The sequence below is a fragment of the Myroides sp. 1354 genome (assembly GCF_030324495.1).
Classification (GTDB): Bacteria; Bacteroidota; Bacteroidia; order Flavobacteriales; family Flavobacteriaceae; genus Flavobacterium.
Genome location: NZ_JACAGN010000001.1, coordinates 243,077 through 260,893, shown reverse-complemented (window position 1 = coordinate 260,893; position 17,817 = coordinate 243,077). Strand labels below are relative to the sequence as shown.

At 38.2% G+C, this 17,817-nt stretch carries 13 protein-coding genes; 5 read left to right on the top strand and 8 right to left on the bottom strand.

Going from position 1 to position 17,817, the window contains the following annotated elements:
* The first annotated feature begins 167 nt into the window (after positions 1–167).
* Positions 168–926, top strand: coding sequence for a 5'-methylthioadenosine/adenosylhomocysteine nucleosidase (locus HX004_RS01135; protein WP_286440486.1), 759 nt, complete (start codon positions 168–170; stop codon positions 924–926).
* 36 nt (positions 927–962) lie between these two features.
* Here HX004_RS01135 and HX004_RS01130 read toward each other — a convergent pair whose 3' ends face one another.
* Complete coding sequence (locus HX004_RS01130; RefSeq protein ID WP_286440485.1) at positions 963–2,024, bottom strand: endonuclease/exonuclease/phosphatase family protein; 1,062 nt, start codon at positions 2,022–2,024, stop codon at positions 963–965.
* Between the two features lie 112 nt (positions 2,025–2,136).
* Between HX004_RS01130 and HX004_RS01125 the strand changes: the two genes are divergently transcribed.
* Positions 2,137–4,953 carry a TonB-dependent receptor gene (locus HX004_RS01125; RefSeq protein WP_286440484.1) on the top strand — a complete coding sequence of 939 codons (2,817 nt, stop codon included), beginning with the start codon at positions 2,137–2,139 and terminating at the stop codon, positions 4,951–4,953.
* Positions 4,913–6,427 carry a DUF5689 domain-containing protein gene (locus tag HX004_RS01120; RefSeq protein WP_286440483.1) on the top strand — a complete coding sequence of 505 codons (1,515 nt, stop codon included), beginning with the start codon at positions 4,913–4,915 and terminating at the stop codon, positions 6,425–6,427. The genes HX004_RS01125 and HX004_RS01120 overlap by 41 nt, the downstream gene beginning before the upstream one ends.
* A 54-nt stretch (positions 6,428–6,481) precedes the next feature.
* Here HX004_RS01120 and HX004_RS01115 read toward each other — a convergent pair whose 3' ends face one another.
* Entirely contained in the window at positions 6,482–7,516 is a 1,035-nt protein-coding gene (locus tag HX004_RS01115) for an endonuclease/exonuclease/phosphatase family protein (protein WP_286440482.1), read from the bottom strand.
* A gap of 132 nt (positions 7,517–7,648) precedes the next feature.
* On the opposite strand from HX004_RS01115, the gene HX004_RS01110 reads away from it, so the two are divergent.
* Together HX004_RS01110 and HX004_RS01105 are read left to right on the top strand one after the other, a co-directional pair.
* Positions 7,649–10,492 (top strand): carboxypeptidase-like regulatory domain-containing protein, encoded by a 2,844-nt coding sequence (locus tag HX004_RS01110; protein WP_286440481.1) that lies wholly within the window; start codon positions 7,649–7,651, stop codon positions 10,490–10,492.
* An 11-nt stretch (positions 10,493–10,503) separates the two neighbouring features.
* Complete coding sequence (locus HX004_RS01105) at positions 10,504–12,465, top strand: DUF5689 domain-containing protein (protein ID WP_286440480.1); 1,962 nt, start codon at positions 10,504–10,506, stop codon at positions 12,463–12,465.
* A 192-nt stretch (positions 12,466–12,657) separates the two neighbouring features.
* Here HX004_RS01105 and atpG read toward each other — a convergent pair whose 3' ends face one another.
* The 6 genes from atpG to atpB all read right to left on the bottom strand — a co-directional run bounded on the left by atpG (position 12,658) and on the right by atpB (position 17,787).
* Entirely contained in the window at positions 12,658–13,521 is an 864-nt protein-coding gene (gene atpG, locus HX004_RS01100) for an ATP synthase F1 subunit gamma (RefSeq protein ID WP_286440479.1), read from the bottom strand.
* 67 nt (positions 13,522–13,588) lie between these two features.
* Complete coding sequence (atpA, locus tag HX004_RS01095) at positions 13,589–15,163, bottom strand: F0F1 ATP synthase subunit alpha (RefSeq protein ID WP_286440478.1); 1,575 nt, start codon at positions 15,161–15,163, stop codon at positions 13,589–13,591.
* Between the two features lie 43 nt (positions 15,164–15,206).
* Positions 15,207–15,743: an ATP synthase F1 subunit delta gene (gene atpH, locus HX004_RS01090; protein ID WP_286440477.1), complete on the bottom strand. Its 537-nt coding sequence runs from the start codon at positions 15,741–15,743 to the stop codon at positions 15,207–15,209.
* 7 nt (positions 15,744–15,750) lie between these two features.
* Positions 15,751–16,251, bottom strand: coding sequence for a F0F1 ATP synthase subunit B (locus tag HX004_RS01085; RefSeq protein ID WP_286440476.1), 501 nt, complete (start codon positions 16,249–16,251; stop codon positions 15,751–15,753).
* 99 nt (positions 16,252–16,350) lie between these two features.
* Positions 16,351–16,545, bottom strand: coding sequence for an ATP synthase F0 subunit C (locus HX004_RS01080; RefSeq protein WP_002988855.1), 195 nt, complete (start codon positions 16,543–16,545; stop codon positions 16,351–16,353).
* A 63-nt stretch (positions 16,546–16,608) separates the two neighbouring features.
* On the bottom strand, positions 16,609–17,787 hold the full coding sequence (atpB, locus tag HX004_RS01075; protein ID WP_286440475.1) for a F0F1 ATP synthase subunit A: 1,179 nt from the start codon (positions 17,785–17,787) through the stop codon (positions 16,609–16,611).
* Positions 17,788–17,817: the final 30 nt, after the last annotated feature.

Sequence of the window (17,817 nt, the reverse complement as noted above, 5' to 3'; positions counted from 1 at the left end):
GTAAAAAAAAGAAATAAGTTGCAGATCGTTATTTTATTAGCTAAAAAAAACAGTTAATACCAACTGCTACTCGCATTGCATTACAATCATTCAACTGTAGATGGGCGATTGTTCCCTGTATATTGAACAATTATTTCTACTTTTGATGCTCAAATACACAATTCAACATGGAGGAACAGATTATAGGAATCATGGGGGCCATACCCCAAGAAGTAGATGGCATTATCGCGATTTTAGAAGAGAAAACTGCAATTACGATTGGCAATCGCACCTATTATCAAGGGCGATTGGGCAAGCAGAACGTCGTGGTTGTTTATTCTCGCATTGGCAAAGTTGCTGCTTCTGCTACAGCATCGGCCTTACTGTTGCGTTTCAACGTAAGCGAAATTATCTTTATTGGCGTTGCTGGAGGAATTGCTCCTCATATTGAAGTGGGTGATGTAGTGGTTGCACGGGATTTAATCCAATATGATATGGATGTATCTCCATTGCGCCCAAAATACGAAATCCCCTTACTCCAAAAGACGTATTTCGAAACCAATACGACACGTTCAACTCAAGTCATTCAACAAATTGAGCGTTTCCTTTCTCCTGAAGTACTTTGTGCGAAAATTTCCGCTGATGAATTGGATAAATTTGCGATTAAGCAACCTAAAGTATATTTTGGAACGATTGCCAGCGGCGATCAATTTTTCTCTACGGATCAGCAAAAGGAAAATTTACAACAGGCCCTTCCCCAAGTACTATGTGTTGAGATGGAAGGAGCTGCTGTGGCCCAAATCTGTTATGAATACAATATCCCTTGTAGCGTCATTCGCACCATTTCAGACAAAGCCAATCAAGAAGCTAGTTTTAGTTTTGAATCCTTTGTACAACAAATATCCCAAGTATACGGACAAGAAATTATGGAACAATTGTTTCAATAAAAAAAGAGAGGTAGCAGCAGTTACCTCTTTTTTTGCTCATCGTTTGCGCAACAAGCAGATGTAAACCGGAAAATGGTCACTAAAACCAGGTTCACTAGTACTATTTCTCAACGGATACCCTTTGTACTGTCCCGTAGATTGAATCATAAACGGCTTTTGAAAAATACGGGTTTTCCAATAGGTCCACCCATTGTATTTATCTAATAAAAACGCTTGGGTCATGACAATTTGATCAAAAATATCCCAAGCATCTCGATACGCTAATGTGCCATAGCCTTGTTTTCCCATTTTTTCCATCGGATTAAACAATCCTTGAGCCCCTACCTTTTCTTTTGCTCCTTGTGTTTGAAGCACTTTTTTCATACTGGAATTAAAGGGTCCGTCATTCATATCGCCCATGGTGATAATCTTCGCTTGCGGATTGATGCGTTGAAGCGAATCGATGATCTTTCGATTCAATGCCGCCGCCGCTTCTCGATTTGGACGACTTACTTTTTCTCCTCCTACTCGCGAAGGCCAATGATTGACAATAAGGTGTATTTCCTCTCCGTCCAATAAACCAGAGACCAACAATTGATCTCGAGTAAAAATCCGCTTCTTCTCTTTTCTCGGTAGTTGATCGTAAATATACAAGGGATGGACGGACGTATGAAGTACTACAAAATGCTGTTGATCATATAGCAAAGCAACATCAATACCGCGTTTATCAGGAGAATCAAAATGCACAATCCCGTAACGAACCAACTGTAAATCTGGCAATTGAACTAAATCCTCCAATACTTTTCTATTTTCCACTTCCGCTACGCCAATTAGAGTAACTGGAAGATTAGGATTTTCATCTCTACCAATTTGTGCAATGACGCGAGCGAGGTTCTTAATCTTCTTTTCATACTTGTCTTTGGTCCAGGCCCGCGCACCAGTAGGCGTCCAATCTTCATCGTAAATTTTAGGATTGCGTATGGTATCAAAAAGATTCTCAAAATTGTAAAAAGCAATCGTTCGAATCTGATACTCCGCTACCTGTGCAAAACTAATTCCAATCGAAAAATAGGCAACAAAAATTACTATTTTCAAACATATACTCTTAATTACATTCATTTTTATATCATTTATTTATTATTATTGATTAAAATTAAATAATAATTCAATAAAAACTTAACTTTATAAGAAATAAATCAATTTCAACCCCATTTTTTAATCCATACTCCCTATGAGAAAACAATTCCTCCTTTTATTTCTAGCCCATTGCTCGACATTTGCTCAGGCTCAATATCGAGTAGAACTCAAGGGAAAAATAGTTGACACTCGATTCCATCGTCCCCTCCAAGAAGCCTTGGTTCGAATTAGAGAAACTGCTAGCTATACCTTAACGGATGCCGCAGGTCTTTTCACTTTATCCACTCAAATCCAAGGTAATTGTACCCTTGAAATTTCATATCCTTCTAGTATTACACAACAGTTTACCTTGTCTCTATATCCTGACCAACTGTTAGATTTAGGGACCTTAACTTTAGAAAAAGAGGATACTACTTTGGTAGCGCAATCTGAATTTATCCATTTAACAGAAGATGAACTCGAAGACGATACTGGAGTTCAAGGAACTGCCCTTGTACTACAAGCAACCAAAGATCCCTTTCAACAAGCTGTTGCTTATGCTTGGAGTTCGAGTTTTTATCGCATGCGTGGGCTTGATAATGCCTATGGAACAATCTTGCTCAATGGTCTAGTGATGAACAAAATACAAAACGGACGTCCTCAATGGAGCAATTGGGGCGGGTTAAATGACGCCATGCGCAATCAGGTATATTTTACTGGTTCAACACCGAATGCCTTCACTTTTGGTGGTCTAGCAGGAACACAAGCCATCACAACAAGACCCTCCTTAATGCGCAAAGGAAAGCGCCTCGGTATTTCAGCATCCAATACAAGTTATCAATGGCGTCCCTTTGGTAGTTATGCTTCTGGATTGAACAAAAACAATTGGGCTTATGCCATTTCGGGCTCTTATCGCGCTGCTAAGCAAGCCTATTGGACAGGGACGAATTACGATGCCCTTTCCTTTTTAATTGGGGTAGAAAAAAAACTCAACGATCAACATAGTTTGAGTATTTCTGCTATCTACGCCAAAAACAAACGCACTAAAAATTCAGCTAACACACAAGAACAAACCGCACTCAAGGGGATTCAATACAACGCTTATTGGGGATGGCAACAAGGAGAAAAACGCAACGCCCGATACAAAGCCGTAGAAGAACCCCTAGTCATGCTCACACACTATTGGAATAAAAATGAATCGAATACGTTAACAACCACAGTGGGATATCAATGGGGACATACCGCCGACAGTAGGCTCGACTATCAAGACAACCTCAATCCCGACCCTACCTACTACAGAAACCTCCCCAGTTATTATCTCAGTCAAATAGTTCCAATTTATTGGAGCTTAACTCCAGAGGCGTTTGATGCCCTACCCCAAGATGCTTTCAAGGAAAGCACACAAGCTTCCTTACATCAAGCATCCCTTGCTAGAACTGCTTTTCAGTCTAACGGTCAGTTGGATTGGACTTCCATCTATAAAACGAATCAAAGTTTTGGCGGGCAAAGTAAAATTATTCTCTATGAAGATCGACAAGAGAATCAAACCCTATCCGCCAGTACTAGTTTACACAGTGTACTGACGAATCACCTAACACTTAATGCGGGCATCCACTACCGACAAGGGCAAACTACAAACTTCAAAAAAGCGATTGACCTATTAGGGGGTTCATTTTACAAGGACATTGACACCTTTCAAGACGAAGAATTTCGCGACAGTGATTTGCGAAATCCAAATCGCGAAATCCGAGTTGGAGATGCCTATGGATACAACTATCGAAATCAAGCAATTGAAGCCGAAGCATTTACCTTATTCACCTTTCACTACAATCACTGGCATTTTTACTTGGCTGAATCACTAAAATACACCACCTATCAACGAGAAGGGCAATACCAAAACCCCGTATTTGCCACTACTTCTTTCGGAAAAAGCGAGCTTGCTATATTCAATAGTATGGGAATGAAAGGGGGTTTTACCTATTACCTTTCAGGCAAACACATTTTGAGTGGTCATTTCGCTTTTTACAATCAAGCACCCACCCTCCAAAATACCTTTGCTAATCTAAGAGTCAACAACAACCTCATCCAAAACTTAAAACAAGAGAATCTCTTTCATTTTGATGTGAATTACAACCTTAGGAATCCAAAATTTCAAATGAAAATAACCAGTTATTTGACCCAAATAAAAAACAGCACTCAGCTAAACTTTTATTATACAGAAGGATTAGGTCTTGACGATTCCAAGGGGAATTTAATTTCGGAAGTACTCACGAATCTGGACAAGCGTCACATCGGGATAGAGCTAGGCATTGCATATCAAATTAGTCCGACCCTAAAAGTAAGCAGTGCTGCTGGTCTTAACCAATCTTTCTACCTGAGCAATCCCAATCTTCATGTATACGCTAATCATTTATCGCGTCCTCTAGACTATGGCCAAGCTCAATTGGCGCACTATCGCTTAGCCAATGGCCCTCAGACAGCCTTATATCTTGGATTGGAATACAGAGATCCTTCTTTTTGGTTTGTCAATCTCAACCTTAGTTACCTAGCAGATGCATTTGTACAAGTCGCCCCTCTCAAACGAACACAGCACTTTGTGATGGATCCAGACAAGATGGGGCAACCCTATGAAGACCTTACGGCCAAGGAATTAAAACAAGTACTTCAACAGGAAAAACTACCCACCTTTACCTTAGTAGCTCTTCAAGGCGGTAAATCTTGGCGTTTGCTCAATCGCTCCATCCTTGGCTTCTTTGCTTCTATTCAAAATGTATTCAACACCGTCTATCGAACAGGTGGATTTGAACAAGCAAGAAATGCAACTTATGCACAAGAAATTGCCCGTTCCCAAGGAGGTCACCCCCTTTTTGGCAATAAATATTGGTACGGCTATGGCCGAAACTTTTTTATCCAACTCTACTACAACTTTTAATTCTCAACCCATGCAAACCACACAAAAAACGATATACTTCATCTGCTTACTAACTTTTTTCTTTTCGAGTTGTGCCAAAAACGACAATTTTTCGGCTCCTTATCTCGATTGTACTAATCCGAATACAGAACCCAATACCACTATTGAAAGTCTTCATAGGCTAGCCAACGACTCCATTCGCCTTTATCCGGGAAATGAAAAAGATATGATGTCAGGTATTGTTGTGTCCAGTGATCAAGGAGGAAATTTTTACAACAAGCTACATCTTGTCGATGAAACCACACAACAAGCCGCAGTTATTCAAATCGAGATGGGTGCCTCATTTACCGTATTTCCACCAGGTACAAAGATTCTCTTAACTCTAGGAGAATTATACTGTACCAATGCCTATGGCAAACTAACAATTGGCGGTGGTATTTACACTTCTTCTTCAGGGAATAAATACGTTGGGAGCATCTCCAAAAGTGCTATTAATATTCATATCCAAAAATATTGTGAACCCGTAAACCTTGAGCCTTATAATACTCTTCTATCCTTGGAGGAATTAAAAGCAAATCCTGAAAAATATGTCAATCGATTGATTACTATAGAAAACGTTCAATTTGATCGCTCCTTAGTTGGTAAAAAACTATATGATGCAAAGTCTGTAGATCCTCAAGGTTATACGCTGCGAAAGGTAGTAAATCAACAAGGAAATAGTATATACATCCGAACAGGTAAATTAAGCAAGGATTTCGCAAATTATGTGATAACGGAAAAAGGTGGCTCCTTAACAGGGATTGTTGATCTATATGGCAAGCAACTTCAATTTTATCCTCGAGTATCCACCGATATTAGCTTTAATCAACCTGCTTTTGGCTCTGAAACTTCAACACCAGAAGAGACGGATGAAACAGAAGAGCAAGAAGAGATTCTCGTTGAACCTGGAAAATCGTTAGCCTTTGCAGGTGCAGACTTCGAAAACTGGGAAGACTTTCTCTCTATCTTGAAACGTCCTGGATTAAAATTTGCCACGCAAGCTCCAACAGATGGGTGGAATAATTCAACGGGATTAGCCTTTCGAGGTTCCCCTACAAAAACAGATAACGCCTTTACACTGACTAATATTCAAGTTCCACCAGGTGCTACAGCTCTTTCCTTTTTACTCAAGGGAACTGCCAACGCCAAATCCTTATCCATTAATCTGTATCAAACCGATGGTTTTTATGTTGCCTATAATCTCGAACACCTAAGCACAAGCAAAATAATTGTGCCTACTACTCACACCAACCAACAGGGCAATGTCAATAAATACAAAGGCATTATCGACACCCAAGGACAATGGATTAAAGTCATTTTAGACTTAGAAGATATTCCGTACAATACAACAGGGGAAGGAGATTTTTTGACCTTTCGATTTAGTGGTAAAACGGCAACAATTCCCAGTGATTACGATTTGATTCTCGATGAAATTCGATTTGAAGAAGGAGAATAATTAGTCAAACATATCCGTATAAAACAAAAGAGCGGCTTAAAGCCGCTCTACTATTTATTGTTGTTTTATCAGATAAATATACACTGGAAAGTGGTCACTATATCCCGGTTCACTGTTGCTATTTCTCAACGGATATCCTTTGTATTGTCCCGTTTCTTGTACCATAAAAGGTTTTTTAAATATTCTTGCTTTCCAATACTTCCAAGAATCATACCCCTCGGTTAGATAAGCTTCTGTCAGTATCATTTGATCAAAAATATCCCAGGCATCGCGATAGGCCAATGTTCCCAAACCATCCTTAGACATCTTCTCCATGGGATTAAATAGTCCTTGAGGTTGCACTTTTTTTCGATCTCCCTCCGCTTTCAGTACTTTCTTGATACTTTTATTATAAGGTCCATCATTCATATCCCCCATCGTAATAATTTTTGCTTTGGGATTAATGGTTTGCAGCGAATCGATAATTTTCATATTTAAAGCTGCGGCAGCTTCACGATTTGGACTACTTGCTTTTTCACCACCTACTCTTGAAGGCCAGTGGTTGACAATAAAATGCACCTCTTCTCCATCCAATAATCCCGTAACCAAGAGTTGATCACGCGTATAAATGCGTTTATTGTCTTTGAGTTGATCATAAATATATAGCGGATGAGCAGATGTATTGGTTGGGATAAAATGTTTTTTACTATACAACAATCCAACGTCAATGCCTCGTCGATCTGGGGAATCATAGTGCACAATGTCATAATCGCCAGGAATCATGGAAGGAGCCTTTACCAAGTCCTCCAACACTCCTCGGTTTTCCACTTCTGCTACCCCAATAATCGTTGGCATTTGTGGATTTTCATCTGTCCCAATTTGAGACATCACTCGAGTTAGGTTGTTGATTTTCTTTTCGTATTTCTTTTTGGTCCAGGCTTGGGCACCATCTGGTGTCCATTCTTCATCGTAAATCTTTGGATCTCGAATGGTATCGAACAAATTCTCTACATTATAAAATGCAATGGTGTGAATTTGAAATTTTTTCTCTTGCGCTTGACTATTCGCAAAACAAGCACAAATCAGTATTAAAGCCAATTTTCTTACCATATTCCTACTAAGTTAACCTAATTTGTTAAAAATACTCTCTACAAAAATAGTTATTTTTAGCTTAAAAACTTAACTTTACTAGGAAAAGTACACGACTTTTTCAACGTAGCAGTTTAATATTAAATCGCACTTATGAGGAAACTTTTATTTGTTTTGCTTGGTGTAGTATCGACGTTTACGTATGCACAAAGCAATCACGAAATTAAAGGGAAGGTACTCGACGCCAAATCTCAAACCCCTATCAATGCTGTAGTGGCACGAGTAGTTGGCTCCAATCTTTCCACTTTAACCAATGGTGAAGGAATCTTTGTTCTGGAAAACAATCAAATGGGCAATCAAATTGTTGTGATATCCTATCCTGGATTTATCAGCCGACAATTTCCCATTGAAGCGCAAGCGAATCAAACCATTGATTTGGGCGACATTTTCATAGAAGAAGATTTAGTGACACAAGCTCAAATAGGCTTTATCACACTGAATGAAAATGATTTGAGTGATGACAACTCCAGTTCGGATACATCCTCAGGATTATTACAAGCCACTAAGGATCCGTTCCAACAAGTTGCAGCATTCAACTGGGGGCAGGCTTTCTTTAGAGTACGGGGACTAGACAACGAATACGGAAAGACCTTGATTAACGGAATTGAGATGAATCGCGTCTTAGATGGTCGTCCACAATTCAGCAACTGGGGCGGACTCAACGACGTGATGCGCAATCAAGAGTTTTCATCGGGTTCTACACCATCTGCTTATACCTTTGGTAGTATTTTGGGAACACAGGCCATTTCTACGCGAGCCTCCCATATTCGAAAAGGTTCGCGGGCAACCTTTACAGGAACTAATACCAATTACAATTGGCGACCAACTTTTACTCATTCTTCTGGTTTAAATAAAAAAGGATGGGCCTATGTATTCTCTGGGTCTTATCGAGGAGCCAAAGAAGGCTACTGGGAGGGAAGTAATTATCACGCCCCTTCTTTCTTTGCCGCAGTTGAAAAGAAATTCAACGAAAACCACAGTTTGAATTTTTCCGCCATTTATGCTAAAAATAAAAGAGCGAAGAATTCGCCATTAACCCAAGAACAAGCTGATATTAAAGGCAAAAAATACAATTCCTATTGGGGTTGGCAAGAGGGAGACAAGAGAAATTCACGCTACAAAGATGTAGAACAACCTATTTTCATGCTCTCTCATTATTGGACCATCAATGAAAAGAGTAGCTTAACGACAACGGCCTCTTATCAATTCGGACATATTGCCGATAGTCGTTTTGGTTATCAAAACAACCTGAATCCAGACCCAACTTATTACCAACATTTACCGAGTTTTCATACCTCGAAAATTGATCCTCGCTATTGGAGTATGTCACAAGACGAATTCAATGCCTTAGATGATCATGACCCTTTCAAACAAAATACGATTGCAGACCTAAGACAAGCCGAACAAAGTAGAGCGGCCTTTCGTCGAGATGGTCAAGTAGATTGGAACTATATCTACGGGATCAATAGTGATTCTATCAATAAAGGGAGAAGTCAAATTATTCTATATGAAGATAGACAACAGGAAAATATCCTGTCTTTCAACTCTAACTTCCGCACGAAGATTAACGCCAATACAACCCTTGACGTTGGAGTAAATTATCGCAAACTTCACTCCAACAACTACCAAAAACTAACCGATTTGTTAGGGGGAGAATATTTCAAAGACATTGATACCTACCAGGATTCTGGTCTTCAAGACAAAGACATCAATCATCCAAACCGTCTAGTAAAAAAAGGAGATAAATTTGGCTATAACTACAAACTTTCTGCTGATGTAATTAACGTATTTACTCAAGTTGTTTTTGATTATGATTATTTTGATTTCTACTTGGCTCAAAACATTGGTTATACTTCATATCAAAGAGAAGGGATGTATAAAAATCCTGTGTATATGAATGATTCCTATGGAAAAAGTGAGAACAAGAGTTTCAATAATTTTGGATTTAAAGGAGGGGCAACCTTTCATATAACAGGAAAACACGCCTTAGACTTTAATATTGCTTACATCAATCAGGCGCCTTCCATCAGAAATACCTTTGCCAACATACGCGTCAATAATTTCTTTGTACCTAATTTGAGCAACGAAGATATTTTTAGCGTAGATGGTAGCTATATTTTGCGAACACCTCTACTTAAAGCAAGAGTGACAGGATATTTGACAGAGACCAAAAACGGCACAAAAATCAACTATTACTTTGGAGATGGTTTAGGATTAACGGATGAGGATGGCAGCTTGTACAACAGAGGAAATTCTTTTGTATCAGAAATTATCACAGGGATAAACAAAAGACAGTTAGGTGTAGAAATTGGAGCGGAATACCAAATCACCCAAACGCTAAAAGCGACAGCCGCAGCAGCTTTAGGACAGGCATTTTACACCAATAATCCAAATGTTTATCTATCCTCAGATAACCTAGCTCGTATGTTTGATTACGGACAAACCTCACTCAAAAAATACAAGCTTTCCAATGGTCCTCAAACCGCCTTATCCTTAGGCTTAGAGTATAGAGACCCTAAATTCTGGTTTGTTGGTGCGAACATCAACTATTTAGCGGATGCCTATACAGAAGTATCTGCTATTCGAAGAACGCAAAATTTCGTTTTAGATCCGAATAATTCAGGGCAACCCTTTGAAGGATTGACAGAAGATAAACTACGCGATGTGTTAAAACAAGAAAAGTTAAACGATTTTACTATCGTCAATATTACAGGAGGTAAATCGTGGCGTATGCCGGATCGATCGATCATCGGATTTTTCGCCTCAATCAACAACGTTTTTGACAAAGAATACAAAACAGGAGGATTTGAACAAGCAAGAAATGCGAACTACGCACAAGAAGTTGCTAGAAATAGCGGGCCGTACAACTTATTTGGCAACAAATATTTCTATGGTTATGGGCGTAACTTCTCCGTTAATGTTTACTACAACTTCTAATTCTTTTTACTATGAGAACAATATTTAAATCCATATTTTTTATAGCACTTACTACTTTTTTCGTAGCTAGTTGTGCAAAGAATGACGACTTTTCAGTGCCTTCATTGAATTGTAACGAACCCCAAGTGACCATAACCAAAACAACCGATGACCTCTATCTTACTGCCCCAACACAAGTGGGTCCTTATAATGGAGATGCCAAAGACATCCTCAAAGGGGTAGTTGTTTCTAGTGATAAAGGAGGTAATTTCTACAACAAAATCCATATTGTTGATGAAACGACACAGAAGCCCATCATCGTCAATCTTGCAGATAGAGCTGCCTATGTGACCTATCCTCCAGGAACGATTGTTTATGTAAAACTAGGCGGACTTTATATCCACAATAACGAAGGCATGGTTAATTTAGGCGGTGGTATACAAAATGGAAAATACACATCAACGATTTCAAAAGACGTGATTCCTCAATACGTTGGAAAGTACTGCAAACAAGCAGACATCACAAAATACAACAATACGGTAACCTTAGCGGAACTAATAAAAAACAAAAAAGAATACAAAGGAAAATTAATCACTGTAACGAATGTACAGTTCGCTCGTGGACTCGTTGGAAAAAAACTGTATGACGAAAAAGATGTTGATGCACAGTATCAAACCTTGAGACAAGTGGTTGATGAGAACAACAATTCTTTTTACATCAGAACGAGCCAATATGCTACGGATTTTGTTTCCTATGAAATTCCAGCCAACAGTGGGTCGATTACGGGTATATTTGACATCTTCAACGATATGATTCAATTTTATCCTCGTGTAGTAGAAGACTTTAATCTAAAAGGTGATCCATTTGCTCAAGAAGAAGTTAAACCAGGTAAATTCTTAGCTTTTCCAGGTGCAGATTTCGAAAAATGGGAGGATTTCTTAGGCGTGATTTTCAACAATCAGTTGAGTGATCCAATGGCGACTAAGGCAGAAGGTCAAGGATGGGAGAATTCAACTGGTTTAGCTATTAAAGGGTCAAGAGAACAAAATGGTTACCTCTTCTCTGTAGAAAAAGTAAAAATGCCAAAAGATGCGACTAAGCTATCGTTCTTATTGAAGGGAACCTCAGAAAGATCTTTATCGATCAACATTCACAGAGCTAATGGTATCAATTACAAAGCCTATAACTTAGATGCCGTATCTGGCAGTAAAGTTGTTCAGGCCAATGAAACGCCAATGGAGAACAATCCTGAAAATACGACCAATAGTTACAACGGAAAGATTGATACACAAGGAAAATGGGTAAAAATCACTTTAGATTTAAGCGCATTCAACGGAGAATATCACACCGATGGCACCAGAACCTTCATCAGTTTCAAAAATGGAAACAGGGCCAATTACGATTTAGTTATTGATGAGATTCGCTTTGAGGATGGGACACCAGTAGAAGACGATGGTGGACCAGTTGATCCGGAACCAGAGCCAGAACCAGCTCCTGCAGATATCGTGGCCAATTTCAACAATTGGGAGGAGTTTACCAGTAAACTAAGCACACATGGTTTAAAACCCTATGCTACGCATGCGCCTGGACAGGGAAGAAACGGAAAGGATGCAATGAAACTTTCCGGAACAACAACAGCCAATGATTTTGTCTTTACTATCAATGGGAAAGACGCACCAGCAGGAAAGACAAAACTAGTGATCTGGATTAAGGGTACGTCGGACAAAAAATCACTTTCCTTCAACGTCAACAAGCCCGCCGGAGGATATGATCCATTCAATGCAGGAACCGTAACGAATACGAATTTAGATCTTGTTAAATTCACCACCAATCAATACAATGGAACCATTGATACGGGCGGTGAATGGGTGAAATTGACACTCGACTTAAGTGATACAGCCTATAACAGCACAGGCAGTGGAGATGTCTTCTCTTTAAAAACCGGAAGCGCATCTACTTATGAATTACTAATTGACAGTATTTATTTTCAATAAATAAACTACACAACAAATAAAGCTCGGCTAGTCCGAGCTTTTTTCATTTCATCCCTCTCTGCTCTATCTTCTCTCCTCTATCCCATTCTAAAACCCTTCTAAGCCATTTAAAAACAAAAGACAAGACAAACTAACACAAACAAAAAAAGGCGCTTAAAAAGCGCCTTTTTATAAAAGTATAATTTGTTTCGATTAGTTGTTTAATGCTTCTGCACCACCAACAATCTCTAAAATTTCGTTTGTAATCGCAGCCTGACGAGCTTTGTTGTAACTTAACTTCAACTCATTTCTCAATTCTTGTGCGTTATCTGTTGCTTTGTGCATCGCAGTCATACGAGCTCCGTGCTCTGAAGCTACAGAATCAGCAATTGCTTTGAACAATTGTGTTTTTAACGACAGTGGAATTAAAGTTTCGATGATCTCTTCTTTCGAAGGCTCATAGATATAATCAGATGCTGCTGCAGTTGCTTCAGTCTCTATTGGCAATAATGGCAAAAATTGCTCTGTAACTACGATTTGAGTAGCTGCATTTTTAAACTGGTTATATACAATTTGAATAGAATCGTATTTCTCATTCACAAATGCTTCCATTACGTGCTCAGCAATAACTGCTGTGTGATCAAAATCAAAATGATCGTATAATGAACTTTGGTTATCAACAACGTGGAATGATTTTTTAAGGATATCATTTCCTTTTTTTCCAATTGTCAATAAATCAATGTTTGCTCCTTTGAACGTTGTATTCGCTAATACATTAATTTGTTTAATAATGTTGGCATTGAAACCACCACACAAACCTCTGTTTGAAGTTACCGTAATGAACAATACATTTTTTACCTCTCTAACTTGCGAATATACACCTGAATTCTCTCCTTCTAAAGTAGAACTAACATTTTGAATAATCTCAGTTAGCTTCTCTGAATAAGGACGCATAGCTGTAATCGTATCCGTAGCTTTTTTCAATTTTGCTGCAGATACCATTTTCATCGCAGATGTAATCTGCATTGTAGATCCAATAGAAGAAATCCTATTGCGTATTTCTTTAAGATTTGCCATTTGAAAACGTATATAATTCAGAAAGAGAATAAGCTTTTAGGCAAGCTTAAACTCTTTCAAAAAATTCTTAATATTTTGAAGCTAATTCTTTAGCTACTTTCTCTAAAACACTAGTTTGTTCGTCACCGAATTTACCAGCTTTTAATTGATCTAAAACATCTCTGTGACGTGAGTTAAGAGCTTCTAAGAAATCTTTCTCAAACTCTTTTACTTTGTTTACAGGAACATTTCTCAATAAGTTTTTAGATCCAGCATAGATAATAGCTACTTGATCTTCTACTGTATAAGGATCGTTAACTGCTTGTTTCAAGATTTCAACGTTGCGTTGACCTTTTGAAATAACGTTCATTGTAGCTGCATCTAAGTCAGAACCAAATTTCGCGAATGCTTCTAATTCACGGAATTGCGCTTGATCTAATTTCAATGTACCTGCTACTTTTTTCATTGATTTAATTTGAGCAGAACCTCCAACACGAGATACAGAAATACCTACGTTAATTGCAGGACGTACCCCTGAGTTGAACAAGTCAGACTCTAAGAAAATCTGTCCATCTGTAATCGAAATTACGTTTGTTGGAATATAAGCAGAAACGTCACCCGCTTGTGTCTCGATAATAGGTAAAGCTGTTAATGATCCACCACCTTTAACGAAAGGTTTGATTGACTCAGGTAAATCATTCATGTTTTTAGCGATTTCATCATCACCAATAACACGAGCTGCTCTTTCTAATAATCTTGAGTGAAGGTAGAAAACGTCTCCAGGGTAAGCCTCACGTCCCGGTGGTCTTCTTAAGATCAAAGACATCTCACGGTAAGCAACAGCTTGTTTCGATAAATCATCATAAATAATCAAAGCTGGACGACCTGTATCACGGAAGTACTCTCCGATCGCAGCACCTGCCATAGCAGAGTAAACTTGCATTGGAGCAGGATCTGATGCGTTAGCCGCAACGATGATTGTATAATCCATTGCACCTTTTTCTTCTAATGTTTTAGCGATAGCTGCAACAGTTGAAGCTTTTTGTCCAATAGCAACATAGATACAGTAAACTGGTTGACCTGCATCATAGAATTCTTTTTGGTTTAGAATTGTATCGATACAAACCGTAGTTTTTCCAGTTTGACGGTCACCAATAACTAACTCACGTTGACCACGTCCTACAGGGATCATCGCGTCAATCGCTTTAATTCCTGTTTGTAATGGTTCCGTTACTGGTTGACGGTAGATAACACCTGGTGCTTTACGCTCCAATGGCATTTCATATAAATCACCTTCGATAGGACCTTTACCATCAATGGGTTGTCCTAACGTATTTACTACACGTCCTACCATTTTCTCTCCTACGCGTAGAGAAGCGATACGACCTGTTCTTTTCACTGTAGCACCTTCGCTTACACCAACAGAAGAACCTAACAATACAATACCTACGTTATCTTCTTCTAAGTTTTGTACCATTGCCTCTAAACCGTTGTCAAATACAACTAGCTCTCCGTACTCAGCATTTGTCAACCCGTAAACACGAGCAACTCCATCTCCTACTTCTAGTACTGTACCTACTTCTTCTAAAGAAGCCTCAGAGCTAAATCCAGATAATTGTTTCTTTAAAATCGCTGAAATTTCAGCTGGTTTAATGTCCGCCATTTTTATCTATGTTTATACACGAAAATTCGTGCGGTGATTTTTTTTACTTAATTAATTCTCTTTTTAATACTTGTAATTGATTTGCTAAAGAAGCATTGTATTGGATATCTCCAATTTTCAAGATAAATCCTCCTAAGATTGACTCATCTACAATATTTGTAATTACAGCTTCTTTTCCAGGTGCTAAAGCTTTTACTTTTTCAAGTACTTTAGCCTCTATACTAGCATCAATAGGCATTGCTGTAGTAACAGTTACTTTCTCAATACCCTTATACAAATCGTATTGTTTTTGAAACTCTAAAGCGATTGCCTCTAAGATTCCGAATCTACTATTTGCTTTTAATACGTTGAATAATTCTTTTGTCCCTTCTTGAGTAGTTGCAAACACTTCCAATAAAGCGTTTAATTTCAACTGATCTTTAACGATAGGATTCACAAGAAAAGTATTCAACTCCTTGCTTTGAGCGATTGATTGAGAAATAAGGATCATATCCCCATTGATAGCATCAACATTTCCTTTTTCCAAAGAAACCTCAAGCATTGCTTTTGCATAACGTGCCGCAGCTCTTGTGCTTACCATAGTGATATTAGTTTAATTTTACGTCATCTAACATTTTCTCAACCAATTTAGCTTGAGCTTCTTTGTTAGATAATTGATCTTTCAATAATTTTTCAGCGATTTCAATTGAAATAGATGAAACTTGCGTTTTTAAGTCAAGAATAGCCGCAGCTTTCTCGCTTTCAATTGTAGCTTTTGCTTGAGCGATTAATTTTTCACCCTGAGCTTCTGCTTCTGTTTTAGCATCAGCAATCAATTTTTCTTTGATCTCACGAGCTTCTTTTAGTAAAGTATCGCGCTCCGCACGAGCTTCAGCTAATAACTTTTCGTTATCTGCTTTTAAATTAGCCATTTCTCTTTTAGCGTTTTCTGCAGCTGCCAATGCATCAGTAATACCCTCTTCACGAGCTTCTAAAGCATTTACAATTGGTTTCCACGCGAATTTTCCTAAGAGAACAACAATTACTATCATAATAATTAGTTGCCAGAAAAATAGTCCAAAACTGAAATCGTTAATTAACTTATCCATTATCTAAAATTATACTTTTTAATACCTGTTTTGTTTAATTAAAATAAGAAGTTTACCTGTAACCAACCGTTACAGATAAACTCTTTGTACTGACTTGGATTAATTACCTAAGATTAAAGCACCGAATGCTAAACCTTCCAATAAAGCTCCAATGATGATCATTGCAGTTTGGATTTTTCCAGCAGCTTCTGGTTGACGAGCAATAGCGTCCATTGCAGAAGAACCAATTTTACCTAAACCGTAACCAGCTCCGATTACGATTAAACCTGCACCAATGATAGTTGGAATTGTCATAGTATTGAATTTAATATTAATTAAACAAATTTATTTATACTCTAATTTTTATTTTCTCTTTTATTAATGTGCTTCTTCGTGATCATGTTCTGCTACAGCCATTCCAATAAATAATGACGACAACATCGTAAAGATAAACGCTTGTAAGAACGCAACTAAAATTTCCAATACAACTAAGAACGTTGACAAGAAGAATCCGATTCCGATTGCACCACCTGCTCCTAATGCTTCTTTCATTACGAAAATAATTGCAATTAATCCAAATACTACCGAGTGACCTGCTGTAATGTTAGCAAACAAACGCACCATTAAAGAGAATGGCTTAATGATTGCTCCTAAAATCTCAATTGGCATCAACATAATTTTCATTGGAACAGGCACACCTGGCATCCACAACATATGTTTCCAATAGTCTTTGTTTGCAGAAAAATGAACAATTACAAAAGTAAAAATGGCCAAACAAGCTGTTACTGAAATACTACCTGTAACGTTAAATCCTAGTGGAGTTAATCCCAAGATATTCAAAATGAAAATCAAGAAGAATACAGATAACAAATACGGCATAAACTTTTTGTATTTTGCTTTTCCGATATTTGGCACAGCCATCTCATCGCGAACGTAAAGTACTAAAGGCTCTAAACCTCTAGCAATACCTTTCGGCAAATTGTTGGGTCCGTTTTTGTATGTTTTTGCTAATCCTAAGAAAAGGATAAACATTAAAATTGTAGTGAAGATTAAAGAAGCTACGTTCTTTGTAATAGAGAAATCAAGTGGTTTCTCATTGGTAGGGTGGTGTGCTTCATCGTACTCTATTGTACCTTCCGCATCTGTTTTATATATCTTACTGTGATATAACTTGTAGAATTGTCCGTCTTTCTCAACTACTTTTTTTCCGTAGTCAAATTCCGAAGACATGAAGATTTTAAGACCGTTGTCGATTAAGATAACAGGCAACGGAAAACCGTAGTTTTCACCTGTTTCTTCATCCGAAAAGAAAACAAATGAATAATCATCTGCTAAGTGATGCTTAATATGAGCTTGAACTTTCTCAGCTTGAGTCATTTCAGCAGGGTTTTCTATCTTCTCCCCTTCAACGTGCTCCAGGGTTCTTTCAATAGATTGCTCAGCTTCTTGAATTGAGTTTTCAAGCTTTTGAGTAGTAGTTTGCGCGTACGAAAATACCGACGAGGCTGTAAATAAAACAGCTGCTAATAAATTCAGTGATTTCTTGAGAGTCACCATATCTTAACTTCTTGAATATTTTGGTTCCTA